This window comes from Leptodesmis sp. (assembly GCF_052746595.1).
In genome coordinates this window covers 1-20794 of sequence record NZ_JBRAGO010000081.1, presented here as the reverse complement: position 1 = coordinate 20794, position 20794 = coordinate 1, and the positions used below count along the sequence as shown (strand labels likewise).

Genomic DNA, 20794 nt, shown 5'->3' with positions numbered 1-20794 from the left:
CGGGGCAGGAATGCTCAAGAGCGATCTTGGGAAGCCCGCACCGTATGCGTAGCATCGGTGTCGGGAGGATGTCACCTCATGTAAACGTTAAACTTTACAATAATCAACCTTTTTTGCAAGAAAAGTTTTGTGGAGGTGTGGTTCACTCTTTTGCTGTTTGCTCAAAGCACGGGGAAACTACTGATTTTCCTTAAGCGGACTCGGGTTTGGGCAGGGAAGAGGGATGAAGTAAGAGTTCGGCAGTGGAGCGCTTCTCAACCATTTCGCGGGTGATGGTGCAGCGGGTCACATCTTTACGGGAAGGCAACTCGTACATCACATCCAGCATCAGTTCTTCGACAATACTCCGCAGAGCGCGGGCACCCGTTTTACGGCGATAAGCTTCCTGAGCGATCGCTCGCACCGCATCCTGTTTAAATTCCAGGATCACGTTATCCATCTTCAACAGCTTCTGATACTGTTTCACCAGCGCATTCCGGGGTTCGGTCAGGATTGCCGCCAGCGCATCTTCATCCAGCGGATCGACTACAGCCATCACAGGCACCCGGCCAATGAACTCTGGGATCATACCGAACTTCACCAGATCATCCGGTTCCAGGTGCTTCAGAATATCGGCTGTGCGTTTTTCTTTCGACTGGCCTTCTCTCGGTTGGATGAAACCGATCGATTTCTTGCCGATCCGTTGTTCGATCGCTTTATCCAGACCCACAAACGCACCACCACAGATAAACAGAATATTGCTGGTGTCAATTTGAATGCAGTCCTGGTAAGGGTGCTTGCGACCTCCCTGCGGTGGGACGTTGGCGATCGTGCCTTCCAGCATCTTCAGTAATGCTTGTTGCACCCCTTCACCAGAAACATCACGGGTAATCGAAGGATTCTCACTCTTGCGAGCAATCTTGTCGATTTCGTCGATGTAAATAATGCCGCGCTGAGCCTCTTCCACATCTAGATCGGCCACTTGCAACAACCGCAACAGAATATTTTCCACATCCTCACCGACATAGCCTGCTTCGGTGAGGGTGGTAGCATCAGCAACGGCAAAAGGAACTTCCAGGATCTCAGCCAGGGTTTGAGCCAGCAAGGTCTTACCGCATCCCGTTGGCCCAATGAGCAGAATGTTAGATTTTTGTAACTCGACCACATCATCGGGAGCCACCTTACCACTCCCTTTGGCCTGCAAGAAACTGAGCCGTTTGTAGTGGTTGTAAACAGCCACCGATAACACTTTCTTGGCATCATCTTGGCCAATCACATGATCGTCCAGATATTTTTTAATTTCGCGTGGCTTGGGCAGTTGACTCAGGGAAATGTTAGACGAGCGAGACTTTCGCTTTTCTGCTGAAGGTTCTCGACGGGGAACGGGCTGAGGAGCCGTCGCGCTGGAGTCAAACAACTCCTCATCCAATATTTCGTTACAGAGATCGACGCATTCATCGCAAATGTAGACTCCCGGCCCAGCGATTAGCTTCCGAACTTGCTCTTGGGATTTGCCGCAGAAGGAACATTTGAGATGGGAGTCGTACTTGGACATAGTGCCTCTTTATCTATACTGCAGCAACAGCTTCTCCAGCTTGAGGGAGATTCTGTCTAGAAATGACTTGATCGATCAGACCGTATTCCTTTGCCTCAGTCGCGGACATAAAAAAGTCGCGCTCTGTATCCGCTTCGATTTTCTCAAATGGTTGCTTGGTATGATACGACAGTAGCTCATTCAGCTTGCGCTTGTGATAAAGAATTTCTTTAGCCTGGATCTCAATATCCACTGCCTGCCCCTGAGCACCACCCAGAGGCTGGTGAATCATGATTCGAGAACTGGGTAAAGACATTCTCTTACCTGCGGTACCAGCCGCGAGCAGGAAGGCTCCCATGCTGGCCGCCAATCCGAAGCAGATTGTAGCAACATCACAGCGAACTTGCTGCATGGTATCGTAAATGGCCATGCCTGCGGTAACGGAGCCACCAGGAGAATTGATGTAAAGCTGAATGTCCTTTTCTGGATCTTCTGCTTCCAAAAACAGAAGTTGGGCCACTACAGAGTCAGCTACGTTGTCATCAACTGGGGTACCCAGGAAAACAATGCGTTCTCTTAACAGCCGCGAGTAGATGTCGAAGGCACGCTCACCACGGCCAGCCTGCTCTACGACCATCGGAATGACACCGCTGGGGCCAGAGGTGACCTTAAACGAACTGGAGCTAATAATTGAGTAATCAGCAGGTTGGGATATCAGCATAGTTTGGCTGTTGTGCCTGAAATCACTGGTCTTGAACTCGTTTGCGATTGTTATTCCAGTCCAACTGAATCTGGATCCGAATCGCACAGGTATACCCCAATTATGCCCTAAGGAATCTGTGACAGGAGGATTATTTAGAGATTACGCTTTACCATTGTAGTCCGGTTTTTTCCCGGACAAAAATGAGTTTGCCTCATTGTGACAAATCTTTTTGTAAGCGGAGATCACTACTCAGCAGGAGTTTGCTTCGATTTTTTGGTAGATTTACGTGCTTTTGGAGCAGGCACCTCTTCACTACCAGCTTCAGCGGGAGCCACTTCTGTGGTGGAAGTATCCTCCGTTTTGGCGGATGCAGATTTAGTCGTGCGTTTCCGTCTTGGAGCTGGTGCTTCAGGTTGGGCCTCTGCTTCAGGCTCAGCCACAGTTTCAGCAGCAATGTCTACCGTAGAAGTTGTGGCTTCCACCGTTACTGGTGGTTCAGACTCTTCCGGCAAAGGTGCTGCTGGAGCGGGGGCAGTAGCCTGTTCTACAGCCTCAACCATCTCTTCCTCTTCAGCTTGGGGTAGGGTACCTTCGGGAACAAGCTCGATCGTCGAATGTTCAATCAGCCAGTTCATAATTTTTTCTTTCAGCAGATCCTCCGTTACCACGCTTTTTAAGCGCTCTGGATCAATATTGCGATCAGCTCCTTGTTCAGCTAGTTCGTTGAGCAACTCTTGAGATTTAGCCGAGACTTCTTCGGGGTCAACCTCGATCGACTCGCGTTTCGCAATTTCACCCAGCGCTAACGTGCGCTTAATCCGGGTGATGGCTTCCGGTCGGGATTGCTCTTTCAGGCGGGCAATCAGTTCTTGAGTAAACAACTGCCTGACATCAATGCCCTGGTTCTGCAGCTGCATCGCTGTCTGATTCAGCATATAGGTGACTTCCCGGTCAATCAACGTCTCCGGAATCTCAGCCTCAACGTGATTGAGTAATTCCTTCAGAACCGCTTCTTCCTGGTTAGCGCGGGTTTTATCCTCCGCTTCCTTCGCGAACCGGGATTCTAAAGATTCCCGCAGCTCCGCCAGGGTTTCAAATTCGCTAACTTCCTGGGCAAAGTCATCATCTAGCTCCGGCAGCTCTTTTTCTTTCAATTCCTTCAAGGTGACAGTAAATGTGGCCATTTTGCCAGCTACGTCTTCTTGAGGATAAGTTTCGGGAAATTGAGCCTGAATCTCTTTAGTCTCTCCTGGACTCATTCCCACAATTCCATCAATAAATCCTGGAATAAATCGGCCTTCTTCCAGTTCCAACTGAAAGTCTTCTGCTTCACCGCCAGGGATCGGCATGGGTTCGTGGTCGGGGTCGTCACTGGGAATCACGCCCTTAAAGTCTACAACCGCCACGTCTTTCATTTGGGCGGGGCGTGCTTCTACGGGCACCAGAGTGGCCGTTTGTTCTTGGTAATTGCGCAGGACTTTTTCAACTTGCTCTGGATCAGGTTTGACCTCTTCGGCCTGAACCTTAAGGCCAGTGTATTCGCTGAGCGTGACCTCAGGGGGAACATCTACCGAGGCGGAAAAGGTAAGAGCTTGGTCGGGTTCAAACTGGCTGATCAGGTCGTCGAAGGACGATCGCAGTTGAAAGTTGCCCAGAGCATTGATATTTTCCTGTTTGACCGCTTCTTTCAGGCTGTTTTCGACCAGTTCTTCAACTGCCGCTGCTTTGATTCGCAGGGAACCAATCCGTTGAATTAAGACCTGACGGGGCACCTTACCTTTGCGGAACCCAGGAATGTTAGCAGAGCGAGTAAATTCTTGAATCACCCGCTCATAAGCCTTTTTAGACATTTCGGGGGGGACTTCGATTTCCAAACCAATCTGACTGGCGGGAAGTTTTTCCTGGGTAACTTTCATCGGTACTTAAGAAGGTGACTAGAAGGGCTGAATCAGCGTTTTGAGCATTCAAACAGCCGGCGATCGCTTGAAACCGCGATCGCCGCAATAAGCTATGGTAACGGATTCTGATTCCGGTTGGCGCGGTTGGAACTGCAAATCTTAAAAATCGCTCAAACACACCCCAATTTATGCCATGCTGAAGAGGCGACGGAATTGCATCTGACTTTTAGGCAACCTACCGGAGCAGGTTCGCTCAACGTGAATCCTGGAAAAGTGATTTTCCCAAAAGCTAGATGATGTTGAGGCTGGGTTTCTAAAAAAATCCGCTAAAATCTTGGGAATCATTTATCGTATGCCTTCATGCTTGAAAAGAATACAGAGCATGAAACAATAATGCAGAACGCAAGATAAAAGTATTTTTATACACATCTTAGAATAGATGTCTTAGTACAATACCCAGATTTTCGGCTCACTACTATTTATTCCTACTGGTACACAATCCTTTTACAGACCACTAATCTTTGACAGACTGCTACTAATTTTGGGGGGTACTTAACTTGGTTGATTCTTATCGAGTTGCGATTTTGGGGGCAACGGGAGCCGTCGGCACTGAACTGCTGGATCTGTTAGAGCAAAGGCAATTTCCAGTTTCCGACTTAAGACTATTGGCTTCACCTCGATCAGCGGGACAGCGCATCCAATTTAAGAGTGAAAGTATTCCAGTTGAGGCCGTGGACGATCGCTCGTTTGCTGGAGTCGATCTGGTACTAGCTTCAGCCGGAGCCTCCACTTCCCGCGTCTGGGCACCAAAAGCAGTGGAGGCGGGAGCCGTAGTCGTCGATAATTCCAGTGCTTTCCGCATGGATCCAGCCATTCCCCTGGTCGTGCCAGAGGTGAATCCTCAAGCCGCCGCTACCCACCAGGGAATTATTGCCAATCCCAATTGCACCACTATTTTGATGGCAGTCGCAGTATTCCCACTGCATCAGGTGCAACCCATCAAGCGGATTGTGGCAGCGACTTATCAATCGGCCAGTGGCGCTGGGGCACGGGCGATGGAAGAGGTGAAGATACAATCCCAGGCCATCTTGCAGGGCCAATCTCCCCAAACAGAAATTTTTCCCTACCCCTTAGCATTTAATCTATTTCCGCATAATTCCAAGCTAAATGAGCAGGGATACTGCGAGGAAGAGATGAAGATGGTCAACGAGACTCGGAAAATTTTTGGTGCTCCAGACTTACGGGTAACCGCTACTTGTGTTCGGGTTCCCGTGTTGCGGGCACACTCAGAAGCAATTAACCTGGAATTTGAGCAGCCTTTTAGTGTGGAACAGGCTCGGCAAATTTTAAGTCGGGCACCAGGGGTTAAGCTGGTTGAAGATTGGGCAGCTAACTATTTCCCAATGCCGATCGATGCCAGTGGCAAAGACGAAGTACTAGTAGGCCGGATCCGTCAGGACATCTCTCATCCTGCGGCTTTGGATCTCTGGTTATGCGGGGATCAGATTCGTAAAGGGGCAGCTTTGAACGCCATACAGATTGCTGAATTGCTCGTACAAAAGGATCTCTTAAAGCCTGCGATCGCTCTGACTCGATAATTTTTCTATCCTGGCTCGCAAGAATTACCCTTCTAGAGCCTTGGCTCATGTCCTGACTTTTTTACTCAACAATTAGCAATTCCCAAGAACTCGTGGTGGATTTTGGAAACGTTTTAACTGCAATGGTCACGCCATTTACCGACGATGGCCAGGTTAATTATGCGACTGCTGAAAAGCTGGCCAGTTATCTGGTAGATCATGGCACAGATACCTTGGTGGTCTGTGGCACTACCGGGGAATCTCCCACCCTGACATGGGATGAGGAATTTGAACTGTTCCATGTAGTGCAGCAAGCCGTGGCTGGGAAAGCCAAAATTATTGCCGGAACTGGCTCAAACTCTACCCAGGAAGCGATCGAAGCGACCGCAAAAGCCGCTAAACTGGGGTTAGATGGTTCACTGCAGGTAGTGCCGTATTACAATAAGCCGCCCCAATCGGGTTTGTATCAGCATTTCAAGGCGATCGCGGAAGCCACTCCGGAGTTTCCTTTGATTCTCTACAATATTCCAGGCCGAACTGGGCAAAATCTATTACCAGAAACAGTGGTTCGTCTGGCCGAGATTGCCAGTATTGTGGGAATTAAGGAAGCTAGTGGTAATCTGGATCAGGCCAGTCAGATTCGTCGCAATACCCCCCCTGAATTTGCCATCTATTCTGGAGATGACTCGTTAACAATGCCTCTACTGGCGGTTGGTGCTAAAGGGGTGATCAGTGTAGCCAGTCATCTGGTTGGTTCTGAGTTGCAGACGATGGTGCAGGCTTTTCGCTCAGGTCAAGTTGATACAGCGATCCAAATTCACCTCAAGCTATTTCCCCTGTTTAAAGCTCTCTTCCTGACGACCAATCCCATTCCTGTGAAAGCGGCTCTCCGGCTCCAAGGATGGCAGGTGGGTTCTACCCGGCTCCCTCTTGCTGACCCTGCAGAAGAAGTCATACAGGCTTTGAAATCTGTACTGGTCGATTTAGCGTTGCTTTGAAAGCAAAACAGGGTGCTGATCAGGCACGCTTGCTTCTCATCCAAGTTTTCCTGACAACTGAATATCTCGTTTTGGTTCATTTGGCTGCCAACGCTTTTTAGGTGTTGAACTGCCAACATTTGCTTTAACTGTTTTGAAGGATACCAATGACCCAAACCAATTCAACGCCTGTACTGAAAATCATTCCTCTGGGTGGACTCCACGAAATTGGTAAAAACACCTGCGTGTTTGAAATTAATGATGAAATTGTGCTGCTGGATGCTGGTCTGGCATTTCCCACCGATGGCATGCACGGAGTCAATATTGTCCTACCCGATATGACTTACTTGCGGGAAAACCGCCACAAAATCAAGGGTATGATTGTCACCCACGGTCATGAAGACCACATTGGTGGGATCGCATTTCATCTGAAACAATTTGAGATTCCGGTCATCTATGGCCCCCGACTGGCGATCGCCCTCCTGCAGGATAAGTTGGAGGAAGCGGGAGTGTCCGATCGTACCGAACTGCGTACCGTCCGTCCCCGTGACATCGTGCGGATCGGCTCTTCGTTCTTCGTAGAATTCATTCGCAATACCCACTCTATTGCAGACAGTTTTACGGTTGCCATTCGTACTCCCGTTGGGGTGGTCATCCATACTGGTGATTTCAAAATTGACCATACGCCTGTGGATGGAGAATTTTTTGACTTCCAACGATTGGCCGAGTACGGCGAACAGGGCGTTCACTGCCTGATCAGCGATTCCACTAATTCAGAAGTTCCTGGCTATACTCCCTCCGAGAGATCGGTCTATCCCAACCTCGATCGCATTTTTGGTCAGGCTCAAGGACGGCTCTTAGTCACCACCTTTGCCTCCTCTGTCCACCGGATCAACATGATTCTGGAACTCGCGAAGGAGCATGGCCGGGTCGTCTCTGTATTGGGTCGCTCCATGCTGAATGTGATTGCCCATGCCCGCAATCTGGGTTACATCAAGTGCGAGGATGACCTGCTGAAGCCGCTCAACATGATCAACAAACTGCCCGATAATCAGGTGCTGATTTTGACTACAGGTTCCCAGGGAGAACCCCTCTCCGCCCTTACCCGAATTGCCAATGGCGAGCATCGTCAGGTGAAAATTCGTCCCGGTGATACGGTGGTTTTCTCCGCCAATCCAATTCCTGGCAATACGATCGCGGTCGTCAACACGATCGACAAGTTGATGATGCAGGGAGCCACGGTCAAGTACGGCAAGGATCAGGGGATCCATGTCTCAGGGCACGGTTGTCAGGAGGACCAGAAGCTGATGATTGGCCTTACTCGTCCCCAGTTCTTTTTACCTGTACACGGGGAACATCGGATGCTGGTGAAGCATGCTCAAACAGCCCAAAGTATGGGTATTCCTGCCGAAAATATGGTGGTGATTGACAACGGGGATGTAGTGGAGCTGACCCCCACCAGTATCCGGATTGCAGGCAAAGTTCCTGCCGGTATTGAATTGGTGGATGCCTCTCGATCGGGCGTGGTGAACGATCAGGTATTGAAAGAACGCCAGCAACTTGCTGAGGATGGCGTTGTTACGATTGCCACGGTGATCAACTGGAAAGGTGAGTTAGTTGCCCGACCTGAAATCCATTTGCGAGGTGTAGTGACTTCTCTGGATAAGTCTCAGCTTCAGGAAAAGATTGATACCACGATCGCGATGGTGCTGCACGATCGCTGGCCCGAATTTGCCCGCTCCTTTGGCGAGGGGGTAAACATTGACTGGACGGGCTTACAGGTGCAGATCGAGCGAGAACTGATCCGGATGTTGCGTCGCGAATTACAAAGCAATCCGTTGCTGGTGCTCTTAATGCAAAATATCGAAGCAGGAATGGAGCGGCCTGCAGTAAAGTCATCTCGGAAGGCTGAAGCGATCGCTTCCTGATGACTGTATCGGTTAAGCTCGGTTAAACCTTTAAGTTCAGTTAAACAATACCAGAAACTTCAGTTAAGCAATATCAGTAAGCGGTTGGGAGATAGCTTCCAGCCGCTTAGTCTTAGGATGCAACAGCAAGAGACTGATTCCGCTTAGCAATTTCCCGGGATTCTTGCCGAACATACCCCGAAACCACAGCATGCTGCAGCTTCATAAACGCCTTGAAATCTTTAGCATCATATTTCGTCTTCAAGAGTTGCCGTAATTGTTCCTCTGCTTCTACTGTCAGGCAACCAGAGACTAGCGCTTCCTTAACAATTTCACGAATTAATAACATTGCAGTTCCCCTACCTACTCTCCCAACGTCGGCGAATAGACTCAACAATTACGATATGGACTTATGACTAAACGTAACCCAACCAGCCCAGAATCATTATTTAGGATTTCTTAACTTGATGATTCTTTGAAAGAGAATGCCAGAATTCAGGGAACAGAATGGTAACAATCTAAGTGCTTTTACCAAGCAATGTCAAACACCCTGTATGAGCGTCTTTGTTTTTCAGGCTAGCTCTCAAAACCTTGGCATATAATACTTTCAGTCAAGTAGAAATTTTGCGCCCTGTGCAGTCATCAGCAAGGGTGTGTAACTTATTACGCAGGAAATATTAACCTCCAGAATTAGCTCGCTAAGTAAACGAGTAAAAGACCGAAAACGGCCATAAGTAGGCGTATCTTTATACCTTACACTTCACCCCCTCCTTCACCAGGATGCTTTGGCCCATATTTCTATAGCTATCTTCAGAGAAGCTGTTAAATATGTAGGAGTGTAACAGCAATATGGCCAGAGAAACAAACCTCGACATCCGCACCTGGATCCCGAAGTCGGTTGGCATACTCCCCGGTGTAGTAAAGCAGATCATTTTCAAGTCGGTACGCGGCTGGTAAGGGTTGCGTACAGGGAGAACAAAATTGAATTGCAGGTTCAGACGAGCCTGGGGATAGATGGGGCAGATTCACATTCCAGAAGGTGCCTGGTGCTGTAGATTGGGCCAGCAGGGTAGCTAAAACCCTGATTGGGTGCGTTGTAGCCAGGTTCCCAATCTATTTCCCGCTTTCCCTGCCGGTAATGCGAGATGTCGACTCCTGGAGTGCGATGTAGAGATGCCTTTCTGACAGCCGCAACAGTTCCAGAGACGTGAACATCAGCCCCCAGGTTCCCACCTGAATTAACTGCCCAAAAAGATGCCCATGCGCCGAGCCGTAGTGGCCAGTGTTCCATCAGGGTTCACAGTCGAGTATTGACTGATGGCTTCTTCGATCGGTACGCACACAACGTGCCGTTTTTGCCAGGTTACTACATGGTCATATTTTTCTTTGGCAATGAGTTCTACGGCGGCTACACCAAAGGCGGTGGCAATCAAGCGATCGGAATGGGAGGGCATGCCGCCGCGCTGAATGTGGCCTAAAACGGTGACGCGAGTTTCGGCTCCGATCATCCGACAGATTTCCTGAGAGAGATATTGACCGATGCCACCTAGACGACAATTTTCGGAGTGCTCTGCGACAACGACGCGATCGCCCGCTTCTGTCCGCACGGCCTCTGCGACGACGATTAAGCAATAATTCTTGCCTTGTTGCTGCCGTTTTTTTAATGTGCTGACAAATCCCCGCCAGAGTGTAGGGAATCTCAGGAATCAGAATGATGTCTGCTCCTCCAGCAATTCCAGCCCACATGGCGATATGTCCGGCATCACGGCCCATAACTTCCAAAACATCACCCGGTTGTGGCTGGCGGCTGTGAACTGCAGGCGATCGACGGCCTCAGTAGCCACACTGACGGCGGTATCGAAGCCGATCGAACATTCGGTGACACCAACATCGTTATCAATGGCTTTGGGAATTCCCACCAGATTGATACCACCCTGTTGCGCCAGCCGTCTGAGAATCGCCAGACTGCCATCTCCACCAATGCCAATTAAGGCATCCAGACCCAGCATCTGGTAGCCTGCGATGATTTCGCGAGAACGATCGCACACACTGCCGTCAGCCATCGGAAAAGCAAATGGGTTGCCCTTATTAGTGGTTCCTAAAAAGATGCCTGCGGTGGTCAGGTAGGGGTCTACTTTGTCAGGCGTTAAGCTGATGGCTTGCGGGGGCGCTCCATCAACCCTTGAGTGGCCTGCCGAATTCCAAACACCTCCTAGCCATAGGTATTCACCGCACTGTGAACAACAGCGCGAATGGCAGCATTCAAGCCAGCGCAGTCTCCTCCACTGGTCAAAATTCCAATCCGTTTGTGTTCTCCCATACGATGGCTCCCAGATAGATGGCAGAATCTCCGCTCACAAACTAAGATCTGACTCTATCGGGTTCTGGGGAAAAACAAGCTTAAGCAGGGTTAAAGGTTCATGCTGCCTCCAGCCCCCCTCATGCCCAGAACATCTCTCCATCGCTTCAGTAACGTTATGAGTGATACAGATACTAGCGGTTTGTCAGATCTAGAAACCGGACTCATTCCTTCGGCTCCAGCTGATTTTAAGTCAGGATTTGTTGGCATTGTGGGACGACCGAATGTAGGTAAGTCCACCTTGATGAATCAGTTAATCGGTCAAAAAATTGCCATTACCTCGCCGATCGCTCAAACTACCCGGAATCGTCTGCGGGGAATTTTAACAACTCCAGAGGCTCAAATTATTTTTGTCGATACACCCGGTATCCATAAACCACAACATCAGTTAGGTAAGGTGCTGGTGAAAAATGCTCAGGTGGCGATTCGCTCGGTAGATGTCCTGTTGTTTGTGGTGGATGGTTCTGTTGCAGCGGGTAAGGGAGATGCCTTTATTGCAGAATTAGCCAGCCACTGCGAGGGGCCAGTCCTTTTGGGCATCAACAAAGCGGATCAGCAGCCTGCTGACTTTCAGACCGTCGACCAGAGCTATGCAGCGATGGCTCAAGAACATGGCTGGGAGTGGGTAAAGTTTTCGGCTTTGTCGGGGGATGGCTTGGAGCAATTGCAGCAGTGCCTGATTCGCCACCTAGAACCTGGCCCCTATTACTACCCACCGGATTTAGTCACAGATCAACCGGAGCGGTTCATTATGGGTGAGTTGATTCGGGAGCAGATTCTACTATTGACCCGCGAGGAAGTGCCCCATTCCACGGCGATCGCGATCGACCTTGTCGAAGAACAACCCACCATTACCCGGATTCTGGCTACTATTTACGTCGAGCGTCCCTCGCAAAAAGGCATTCTGATTGGTAAAGGGGGCACCATGCTGAAGGCGATCGGCTCTGCGGCTCGGCAACAGATCCAGAAGTTGATTGCTGGCAAGGTTTACCTGGAGTTGTTCGTAAAGGTACAACCCAAATGGCGGCAGTCCCGATCGCAGTTAGCCGAGTTGGGCTATCGGGTTGAGGAGTAGCGGCCAACGAGGGTAGCTACGACATTGCCGCTCTCTCATGCCTGCATCTGCTTCAGCACCTGTCGAATTGCCTCTGCTGGCACCTGATCCGTCACTGTTGCCGCTCCCAACTGAGTCGGCAGAACAAATCGCACTTGTCCACCACTCACTTTTTTGTCGGTTTGGAGCGCATCAATAATGTCCTCCACATTGAGAGAGGCCGGAATTTGAGTTGGTAGCCGCGCCTTCTGAAGCAGCGCCAGTTGACGGTCTGCCGATGTCTGCGGCCAGAAATTCAAGTCTGTGGCCAATTGCCCTGCGGCTACCATGCCGATCGCCACTGCTTCTCCATGATTCACTAGGCGATAGCCAGTCAGACTTTCCACAGCATGGCCGATCGTATGACCGTAATTTAAAATGGCCCGCAGTCCGGCTTCTTTTTCATCCTTGCTGACCACATGAGCTTTAGCCTGACAGGAGCGCACCAGAATTTCCTGCAGCAAATCTTCTGGCAGTGCAGATAGGCGATCGAGACGGGACACACTTTCCAATTGGGTAAATAATTCCGCATCCCAGATCACGCCGTACTTAATCACCTCTGCGATCGCAGATCGAAACTCTCGTGCTGGCAGTGTCTTTAATATCTGAGAATCAATCAGAACTAAGCGTGGCTGATGGAAAGCTCCAATTAAATTCTTACCTCTGGGATGGTTCACCCCCGTTTTGCCGCCGATCGCCGCATCTACCATGGCTAACAGGGAGGTAGGCACCTGCACCACATTCACACCCCGTAGCCAGGTCGCCGCCGCAAATCCCGTCATATCTCCAATCACCCCACCCCCTAATGCCACAAAGGTCGAGGAGCGTTCAATCCGAAAATCCAGGGCTGCATCATAAATTTTCTGGAGCGTCGCAGGTGTTTTATACCGTTCCCCAGCCGGCAAAATGCATGAGTCTACGGCAAATCCGGCTGTTTCCAGAGCTGCGATCGCCCGCTCTCCGTAGTGCCGGAAAATGACAGGATTGGAAACGAGCAATACCTTTTGGCCCAGCTTGAGGGACTGCATTTCTGCTCCTAACTGATCCAGTCCACCTGGAGCGATCGTGATGCTGTAGGAATTTTGAGGAAGCTGAACGGGAATGATGGATGGCATGGGTTGGGATGTGGAGATCAGGGATCGGGGCTTGGGGATAAGGGATTGGAGAGCAGATCGGGCGGAAGTGTCATTGCTCATTCGTCATTGGGATACCAGGGACAGAGGACAAAAGACAATCCAAAATTGCAAATCTAAAATCCCTCTTGTCTTCTTGCATCCTACTGCACTGTGGAGTGCCATAGTTTTGTATAGTTTTGTTAGATCTGATGGAGATGTACGTATGTCTGGAGTTGTGAGTTACGTTGTGCTGTTAGGGGGCGCTTTTGGATTAGCAATGGGTTTGTATTTTGGCTTTCGGGCCATCAAGCTAATCTGAGGTGGCAGCCATCAGGGAGGAATCGGGAAGGTGAGAAAGATGAGGGTGATCGAGGAAATCACCAGAGACGAAGAATGCCAGACTGTCTCTCCCTCCCCTGTCTTTGCCATCTTCTCTACACCTCCCCCTCTTCTCGTTATCCTAGCTTCGTTATCCCATCATGCCCCCATCTCATCACCCTAGACTTTGTACTTAATCCCAATGTTCAACGTGCGATTGCCGGAACGGTACCTGGCTCATGAGGCATTCCAACCGCAGCTTCACATTCAGTTAGATAATCGTCTAGCTGCGCCTCGATTTGAGTTTTGACGATCGTCCGGTACTCCAGAAAATGCTCATAGAGGGTGCAGACACTGAGGTAATGCTGCCAAACCCTGGGGTTATGCCGCAAAATACCCAACAAGTTCAGCCAAAATTGCCAGCGAGTTTTACGAACAAGGCCCTGTCGCCAACAGATAGTCAGCAAGGCGCGAATATTCACCCAACTAATGGGTCGCATTGGCACGGAACACTTGGGGGCTCCCATTTTCAGGAAATGGCGGTAGGTTCGTTGCAAATACTTCATTGGCTCATACAACTCCCAAAAGGCATTGATATATTCCCTGGCAATCTCTTCCAGGGGACGACTGGGTACAAAGTTCATCAGGGTTGTTTGATTTATATCTGCTGCACCTAAATTCTGTTCGCGTAATCGTCCTTCTTTCTTTAGGCGATACCAGAGAGCTGTATCCGGCAGGGCTTGTAGCATACTCAACACGGCTATTGGAATAGCAGTTTGTTCAATGAACCGAACAATGCGATCGCCCGCTCCAGGTTGTTCCCCATCAAATCCAATGATAAAACCTGCCATCACCCGTAACCCAGAGCGCACAATGGTATCTACAGAATCAGTCAGGGAATCACGAGTATTTTGAAACTTGTGAGTTACCATTAAGCTGGCTGCATCAGGAGTCTCAATTCCCAGAAAAACAGCGGTGAAGTTACATTCCAGCATTAAATCCATCAGTTCTTGATCCTGAGCGAGATCGACTGAAGCTTCTGTGTTAAAGCGAAAGGGGTAGTGATGGTGGGCCATCATCCAGGATTTTAATTCCCTGAGCAGCAACTTGACGTTGCGCTTATTGCCAATAAAGTTGTCATCCACCATAAAGATAGCCTGTCGCCAGCCCAGTTCATATAAACGCTCTAACTCTGCTAAAAGCTGACCAGGTGTTTTTGTTCGGGGCTTGCGGCCATACAGCACAATAATGTCGCAGAATTCGCACTGAAAGGGGCAGCCCCGCGAGAACTGAATAGCCATGCTGTCATAGGCTGAAAAGTCCAACAAATCAAACCGAGGGATGGGAGTTGTTGTCACATCGGGCTTATCGCCATTGGCTCGAAAGATGCCTTGAGGCTGCTTCTGGCAGATGGCTTCGACAAACATGGGGAGTGTAATCTCTCCCTCGTCCAGAATCAGATAGTCAGCTCCAGCGGCTACAACTTCCTGGGGCAGAGCCGTGGCGTAAGGGCCTCCAACGGCGACTGGCTTACCTCTTCGTTTGGCATCTTGAATCTGATTCAGCAGATCGTTTTTCTGTACGATCATGCCTGAGACGATAACGATGTCAGCCCACTCCCACTCTTTTTCAGTTACGGATCGAACATTGCAATCGACCAGCTTATAGTCCCAGTCCTGGGGGAGGATGGCCGCAACTGTTACCAGACCCAACGGGGGCAACATTACTTTGCGATCTACAAGCTCCAGTGCTTTTTCGAACGACCAGTAGCTCTTGGGAAATCGTGGATAGAAGAGTAAAACACGCATATCCAGCCCTTACTCAAATGGTTTACAAAAATAATCCCTCAGCTTAATGGCTGTTTTCCTGTTTTTCTGGGAGTTACAGATTGCTTTCGCATTTGCAAGACGGCATTGGGAATTAGGGATTAAGGGTTGGGGATGCTAAAGCCGTGAGGTACAGTCAACAAAGCAAACCATTGGAGTAATGCTGAAATTCATGAAGGTAATCGCATCCCGTCTGAAACCATTGTTGCGCTGGGTTATCCTGGGCGCTTGTCTGTTCTTTCTGGCTGCAGTACTGAAACAAAACTGGGAGAGCGTCACCAGCATTCGCATCACGGAGACAGGATGGGCCTGCTTAATCATGGCGCTGGGAGTGACCTTATATGCTCACATTGTGGCAGGCTGGGTTTGGGGATGGATCTTGCGCCGAGACTTCCAGCAGGTAGTACCGTGGAATTGGATTATTCAGACGTACCTACAAACCAATATTGCTAAATATTTGCCGGGAAATATCTGGCACTACTATGGACGAGTGCAAGCCGCTACTCAAGCAGGTGCATCCCTAGAAACAGCCACAGTCAGCGTTTTGTTGGAACCCCTGTTAATGGCGGCGGCGGCCTTACTGGTGGCCGTCTTGAGTAGTCAGGCGATCGCAAGCCAGTACGGGTTTCTGGGCCTCTTACTGCACTTGCTTATATTGGCCGGAATACTCCTGGCCCTACATCCCACAGTGCTGAATCTGCTTATTCGTAAATTAGCCAAAGCAAAACAGAAAGCTACGCCAGTCCTAGAACCTGTAGCAACCCCTTTTTCCTTAAATCACTACCCATGGATGGGTTTGTTAGGAGAATTGGGATTTTTGCTACTGAGAGGAGGAGGTTTCCTACTGACGTTTCAGGCTCTGAATTCGTTTACTCCCTCACAAGTGCCAGTACTCTTGAGTGCCTTCAGCTTGGCCTGGTTACTGGGGCTAGTAGTACCCGGTGCCCCAGGAGGCATGGGGGTGTTTGAGGCTACAATCATTTCCCTGCTAGGCCGCGAATTTTCCTCTGGTTTGCTGCTGGGAGTAGTCGCACTCTATCGGCTGGTAAGTGTAGCCTCAGAAGCCTTGGGAGCCGGCCTGGGCTGGCTGGATCAGCAGACAAATCAAAATAAGTCATTGCCCCAAAGCATAAGGCAAAGGCATTAGAGGGTGTTTGAAAAGTATCTGGCGGTTAAAACCGCGACTACACTCACCCAGTCTGCCGACGCAGACTCAATACAATCAAGGTTTTCAGTAACCTGCATCGGTAGGTTTTCTCGGTATAGCCGCGACTTCAGTCGCCAAAGTAGCTTGAAAACATCCTCTAAGGATCTTCTTCAAGTAAATCTGCTTGAGACATGAGTTCATCCGGCACTAATTCATTTGGAAATAACTCCAACTGTTTTTCTTGTTTTAGCTGAGAGAAAATACGGTAAGTGTCCGGATCGAAAATTTTGGCTTCTTCCGGTGCTTGCTGCTCCATTTTGACCAGGTTATACTGCACGTTTTCTGCATAAATGGCAAAGGTAACATTAAAAACTTCTAGAAAGTTCACTACCCATGCACATTCACTTTCTGTGTAGTCCTGATAGTACTGAATTAAGTCAGCAATGCGGGCTTCTAAATGGGTTCGAGCATGCTTACAAATTAGAATAATTTTAAGTAAGACAATAACCAGTGTGAGAGCATTTCCCTGATTCAGCAATTGCACAAATAAAGGAGATGGTTCCGTCTGATTTTCGGTGGTGAGGACATCAATAATACGATTACAAGTTCTAAGAATTAAAGCACTGGTGACCACTTCATTGTCATAGCTCACATACAATTTCTCCAACTTCTCGCTCAGTTTTACTGTTAACGTATCGGCAAAATGGCGATTCTCTACTGAAAAAGCTAGATATTTGAGGAGGCTACGTTTAAATTCTCGGTAAGATAGATTCTCAACTTGATTAGCAAAAATATTAGCCAGGTTAGTATAGCTGAATTGGCCTCGTCGCACTACAATCAGTTTGATCAGTCGGAGAGCCTCATCGCCCAGAGCAGTAGGGTTTTTAAGTGAGGCTGCCGCAGAGTTGCGAGTTTGCGATCGCGCAATATACATCGCGAGATCAAACTTAAAGCGGTCTTTCAACTGTTTAGAAAGTGCTCTGGCGGCTTCCCGTTGTTCGATCGGATTTTTCAGGTTGATGTATTGGGGGACCAATAAATAGGATGTATAGCGAGACACCCAGGGCCCACGAGCCTGATCTTCATATCGAGAGGCAAATAACTTGAGTTCTTCAAAGTCTTTACTGTTAACAAAGTCAATAATCCAGGTTCTTAATCGCTTCAGTGTGGGAGAAGCCGTGTACCGATTAAATAAGGGGTCAGAAAAGACTTGAATGAGTTCTTGAATTGGCTTATAGTTTCTGCTGGCATACCAGTTGTTGACCAGGATGTAGCAACATCGCTTTAACGTATGCCTGAATTCTTCCTGATTGTCGGAGAAAACAACCTCGTAGATCGTATGTAAAGCACCCGTACTAACAGAATCTGTATGGAAGATAAATAGTCGTTTAAACTCTAATAAAACCTCTTCCGGTGGCCATTTTTTAACAATACTAAGTAAGAACTCGTAAATACAATCTTGTGCTTGTTGAATGTTACGCCCCGATCGATGAAATCTGTAGGGCTGATCATTCTGCTGAAAATTTTGTACCGGCTCCCCAATCATCATGACGACTCAGAATGCGTAAAGGTTTTGCTCTTGTGTCTTTAAAGACGACTAACCCACCGGTGAAGTAGAAGTAATTTCGTTTTTAGTGACGCATCATAACTTCTGCCACAGAAGGGCATTGCTGCTGTTCTTATTCCTTTAGTCCATGCAACAGATCCCTTATGCTAATCATGAGATATTTCCCTATGGTGGAAGTGATGGAGCAAGAGTGGGGGCTGTGATACTTAACCCTAGCCTTAAGTGATCTCCGTCATCAAGGCCAACTGAGTGCAGCTATTGTAACAAGACCTCGCAGCCTCCTGATTAGTCTTCAGGATAAAGGGAGGGAATTATTCATCCTTTAGATAGACTCTAAACTTAGAATCCATTACCCGTCAATGGAGAAAATGTGCAGTAGCGACATCACGACTGACAGCATCAGAGTAGTAGAGATAGGGGCAGAGGGACTTGAACCCTCACGACCTTGCGGTCAACGGATTTTAAGTCCGTAGCGTCTACCATTCCGCCATGCCCCCAAGGAGATGGGCTGTTTTAGCAACCTCTTTTATGATATTTAATCAGCCACTCGTACTATTCCATCATTAATTGAGTGATTTGTACAACTTTATAGTTCAAATGGGTAATCGCTATCGTTAAAAAACTAGATCGGGACGGGCAAACGATAGAATAATTCCCATTACCCGATAACGGGCTTGCACACCTGAGTTACTGTTTTCACCCTAAAGATGGTTATTGCACTCTTGTATCTAGTCCTGGCGGGAGCCTTTCTGGTGGTTATCCCAGCGATCGTGTACTTCTACCTGCAGGCTCGCTGGTACGTTGCAAGCTCCTTCGAGCGTGGGTTTATGTATTTTCTTGTATTTTTCTTCTTCCCTGGCCTGTTACTGCTGGCTCCCTTCCTGAATTTCCGGCCCAAGCGTCGTTCGATTGAGGGAGCCAATGCGGCGGGTTGATGTCATTGGTATAGGTATTGGGCTATTGGCATCGGGTGGCTTAGTGTTTGTAGTCTTTCGTCTGATGGGAGTCGACCCCACCAATGCGGGAATTTGGACTCAGGCATTGCTGGTTGCCGGATTGATCGGTTGGCTGGCTACCTATGTGCTGCGGGCTGTGTCAGGAAACCTGACCTACCATCAGCAACGCAGGGAGTATGATGATGCTGTCTTGCAGAAGCGTTTAGATGAACTCACTCCTGAGGAACTGGCGCAACTACAAGCTGAAATCGAGCAGGAAAAATCTGCTTCTAACAATTCACTGAACTCCTAGTCCTCTAGCTGTTACGCCCAATGACCTCTGTTTCCCAACGCTTTGAACAACTGCGTAGCCGTGCTCGTTGTGCTTTGATTCCCTTTATTACCGCTGGTGATCCAGACCTTGCAACCACCGAAGCTGCACTGAAAATCCTGGATGACAACGGGGCTGATCTGATCGAGTTGGGGGTTCCCTATTCTGACCCCCTCGCAGATGGCCCCGTTATTCAAGCGGCAGCAACCCGTGCCCTTAAGCAAGGGGCACGGTTAGAGCAAGTTTTGGCGGTCGTGCGGCGGGTTAGCCCATCCATTCGAGCGCCGATCGTTCTATTCACTTACTACAACCCGATTCTCAACCGGGGGGTTGAGTCCTTCCTGCAAGATGTGGCAGCGGCTGGTGTGAAAGGACTGGTTGTACCCGATTTGCCCCTGGAAGAGTCAGAGGTTTTGTTGCAACCTGCCCAACAGCATGGCATCGAAGTGATTTTGCTGGTTGCACCCACCACCCCCAAGGAGCGAATGGGCGCGATCGCAGACAGGTCTCAAGGGTTTATCTACCTCGTCAGTACAACTGGGGTCACGGGGATGAGATCCCAGTTAGAAACGCGAGTCAAAGAGCGATTACTAGAACTCCGTACTGTCACGGATAAACCTATAGGAGTAGGATTTGGTATTTCTCAGCCAGAGCAGGCTCGTCAGGTTGCAGACTGGGGTGCAGATGCGGTGATTGTCGGTAGTGCTTTTGTAAAACGGCTCGCAGAACAACCTCCAGAAAAAAGCTTGCCGGATCTGGGAGAATTTTGCCAGAGCTTAAAAATGGCTATTTCGATGCCCTAGGAGGGGTTTGAAAAGTATCTGGCGGTTAAAACCGCAACTACACTCACCCAGTCTGCCGACGCAAACTCAATACAATCAAGGTTTTCAGTAAACAGTTAAGGTTTTCAGTAACCTGCGTCTGCAGTTTTTCGGGATAGCTGCAACTTCAGTCGCCAGGGTGACAAAGAGACAGGCCTTTAAAACATCCTCTAAGACTTCAATTTCTAAGTAATATGGCTTAGCGGGATTTAACTTTTCCGTAAAAATACTTGACTTTGATGTACGGAGGCTGTACTTTCTAACTGGTGAGAACCCTCTTGCATGGATTCTCACTCTGGCTTAAAACTCCCAAGCTTATCTTCTGGTAAGATGGTAATCCTGTTTCCTCACAACCCGCTATTCTATCTGACAACCCAGTTATATAGAAAGGCCGCTCTCTGTTGCATCTACCTCACTCTAAGTCGGTCTAAATTAACGCTCTACCATAGGGTTTAGCAATCAGATTCGTCCGTGTTAACGGTTTAACGTTAATTAGTAGTTTAAACTGATTAGCTAAAACTCAAGCTGGTCTCGTCTCCACCTCGTTTCCGTCCTGTAGATATTTGAATAAGGTTTGAGCTTTGGATGAGTTCTCCAACACTGTCGTTGGGGGTCAGGCGTTTGCGAACATGCATGTTCATGCTGATGGCAGGCGGCTTGAGTTGTCATGGGCCAGCGGTTTATGCCCAGACAATAATCCCCAATAC

The 20794-nt window shown here is 48.9% G+C and carries 19 protein-coding genes, 1 tRNA gene and 1 pseudogene; 9 read left to right on the top strand and 12 right to left on the bottom strand.

Features of this window, described 5'->3' with window-relative positions; all coding sequences use genetic code 11:
- Positions 1–190 precede the first annotated feature (190 nt).
- From clpX to tig, 3 genes are all read right to left on the bottom strand, one after another.
- On the bottom strand, positions 191–1534 hold the full coding sequence (clpX, locus tag ACUVQO_RS16795) for an ATP-dependent protease ATP-binding subunit ClpX (protein ID WP_445926992.1): 1344 nt from the start codon (positions 1532–1534) through the stop codon (positions 191–193).
- A gap of 13 nt (positions 1535–1547) precedes the next feature.
- On the bottom strand, positions 1548–2234 hold the full coding sequence (gene clpP / locus ACUVQO_RS16790) for an ATP-dependent Clp endopeptidase proteolytic subunit ClpP (RefSeq protein ID WP_445926991.1): 687 nt from the start codon (positions 2232–2234) through the stop codon (positions 1548–1550).
- 227 nt (positions 2235–2461) lie between these two features.
- Entirely contained in the window at positions 2462–4132 is a 1671-nt protein-coding gene (gene tig / locus ACUVQO_RS16785) for a trigger factor (protein ID WP_445926990.1), read from the bottom strand.
- A 539-nt stretch (positions 4133–4671) separates the two neighbouring features.
- Between tig and ACUVQO_RS16780 the strand changes: the two genes are divergently transcribed.
- From ACUVQO_RS16780 to ACUVQO_RS16770, 3 genes are all read left to right on the top strand, one after another.
- A complete protein-coding gene (locus tag ACUVQO_RS16780; RefSeq protein ID WP_445926989.1) occupies positions 4672–5712 on the top strand; it encodes an aspartate-semialdehyde dehydrogenase in 1041 nt (346 codons plus the stop codon).
- 92 nt (positions 5713–5804) lie between these two features.
- The gene (gene dapA / locus ACUVQO_RS16775) at positions 5805–6689 is read left to right on the top strand and encodes a 4-hydroxy-tetrahydrodipicolinate synthase (protein ID WP_445926988.1); all 885 of its coding nucleotides are present in this window, start codon (positions 5805–5807) and stop codon (positions 6687–6689) included.
- Positions 6690–6835: 146 nt separating this feature from the next.
- Positions 6836–8596, top strand: a complete 1761-nt coding sequence (locus ACUVQO_RS16770) for a ribonuclease J (protein ID WP_445926987.1) — start codon at positions 6836–6838, stop codon at positions 8594–8596.
- A gap of 112 nt (positions 8597–8708) precedes the next feature.
- Here the strand turns inward: ACUVQO_RS16770 and ACUVQO_RS16765 are convergent, their stop codons facing one another.
- From ACUVQO_RS16765 to ACUVQO_RS16745, 5 genes and pseudogenes are all read right to left on the bottom strand, one after another.
- Entirely contained in the window at positions 8709–8924 is a 216-nt protein-coding gene (locus ACUVQO_RS16765; protein ID WP_233744442.1) for a hypothetical protein, read from the bottom strand.
- A 645-nt stretch (positions 8925–9569) separates the two neighbouring features.
- Complete coding sequence (locus ACUVQO_RS16760; protein ID WP_445926986.1) at positions 9570–9866, bottom strand: 5'/3'-nucleotidase SurE; 297 nt, start codon at positions 9864–9866, stop codon at positions 9570–9572.
- Entirely contained in the window at positions 9814–10200 is a 387-nt protein-coding gene (locus tag ACUVQO_RS16755; RefSeq protein ID WP_445926993.1) for a 6-phosphofructokinase, read from the bottom strand. Before ACUVQO_RS16755 ends, ACUVQO_RS16760 begins: the two co-directional genes overlap by 53 nt.
- 115 nt (positions 10201–10315) lie before the next feature.
- A pseudogene (locus ACUVQO_RS16750) lies at positions 10316–10683 on the bottom strand (6-phosphofructokinase); the annotation flags it as partial.
- A 104-nt stretch (positions 10684–10787) separates the two neighbouring features.
- Positions 10788–10895 carry a 6-phosphofructokinase gene (locus ACUVQO_RS16745; protein ID WP_445926985.1) on the bottom strand — a complete coding sequence of 36 codons (108 nt, stop codon included), beginning with the start codon at positions 10893–10895 and terminating at the stop codon, positions 10788–10790.
- Positions 10896–11052: 157 nt separating this feature from the next.
- On the opposite strand from ACUVQO_RS16745, the gene era reads away from it, so the two are divergent.
- A complete protein-coding gene (era, locus tag ACUVQO_RS16740) occupies positions 11053–12009 on the top strand; it encodes a GTPase Era (RefSeq protein ID WP_445926984.1) in 957 nt (318 codons plus the stop codon).
- Positions 12010–12044: 35 nt separating this feature from the next.
- On the opposite strand, the gene aroB is transcribed toward era, so the two are convergent.
- Positions 12045–13223 (bottom strand): 3-dehydroquinate synthase, encoded by a 1179-nt coding sequence (gene aroB / locus ACUVQO_RS16735; RefSeq protein WP_445926983.1) that lies wholly within the window; start codon positions 13221–13223, stop codon positions 12045–12047.
- Between the two features lie 142 nt (positions 13224–13365).
- Here aroB and petL point away from each other — a divergent pair, with 142 nt between their 5' ends.
- Positions 13366–13461, top strand: a complete 96-nt coding sequence (gene petL, locus ACUVQO_RS16730) for a cytochrome b6-f complex subunit PetL (RefSeq protein ID WP_315874396.1) — start codon at positions 13366–13368, stop codon at positions 13459–13461.
- 205 nt (positions 13462–13666) lie between these two features.
- On the opposite strand, the gene ACUVQO_RS16725 is transcribed toward petL, so the two are convergent.
- Positions 13667–15268, bottom strand: a complete 1602-nt coding sequence (locus ACUVQO_RS16725; RefSeq protein ID WP_445926982.1) for a B12-binding domain-containing radical SAM protein — start codon at positions 15266–15268, stop codon at positions 13667–13669.
- Between the two features lie 190 nt (positions 15269–15458).
- Here ACUVQO_RS16725 and ACUVQO_RS16720 point away from each other — a divergent pair, with 190 nt between their 5' ends.
- Positions 15459–16433: a lysylphosphatidylglycerol synthase domain-containing protein gene (locus tag ACUVQO_RS16720; protein ID WP_445926981.1), complete on the top strand. Its 975-nt coding sequence runs from the start codon at positions 15459–15461 to the stop codon at positions 16431–16433.
- A gap of 157 nt (positions 16434–16590) precedes the next feature.
- Here ACUVQO_RS16720 and ACUVQO_RS16715 read toward each other — a convergent pair whose 3' ends face one another.
- Positions 16591–17982 (bottom strand): hypothetical protein, encoded by a 1392-nt coding sequence (locus ACUVQO_RS16715; protein ID WP_445926980.1) that lies wholly within the window; start codon positions 17980–17982, stop codon positions 16591–16593.
- Positions 17983–18414: 432 nt separating this feature from the next.
- Positions 18415–18497: transfer RNA gene (locus tag ACUVQO_RS16710), tRNA-Leu, on the bottom strand.
- Positions 18498–18707: 210 nt separating this feature from the next.
- Here ACUVQO_RS16710 and ndhL point away from each other — a divergent pair.
- Genes ndhL through trpA form a run of 3 tightly spaced genes read left to right on the top strand, consistent with a single transcriptional unit; the run spans position 18708 to position 20069 of the window.
- Entirely contained in the window at positions 18708–18935 is a 228-nt protein-coding gene (ndhL, locus tag ACUVQO_RS16705; RefSeq protein WP_445926979.1) for an NAD(P)H-quinone oxidoreductase subunit L, read from the top strand.
- Positions 18922–19248, top strand: a complete 327-nt coding sequence (locus ACUVQO_RS16700; RefSeq protein WP_445926978.1) for a DUF3007 family protein — start codon at positions 18922–18924, stop codon at positions 19246–19248. The genes ndhL and ACUVQO_RS16700 overlap by 14 nt, the downstream gene beginning before the upstream one ends.
- Before the next feature lie 20 nt (positions 19249–19268).
- Positions 19269–20069, top strand: a complete 801-nt coding sequence (gene trpA, locus ACUVQO_RS16695; protein WP_445926977.1) for a tryptophan synthase subunit alpha — start codon at positions 19269–19271, stop codon at positions 20067–20069.
- Positions 20070–20794: the final 725 nt, after the last annotated feature.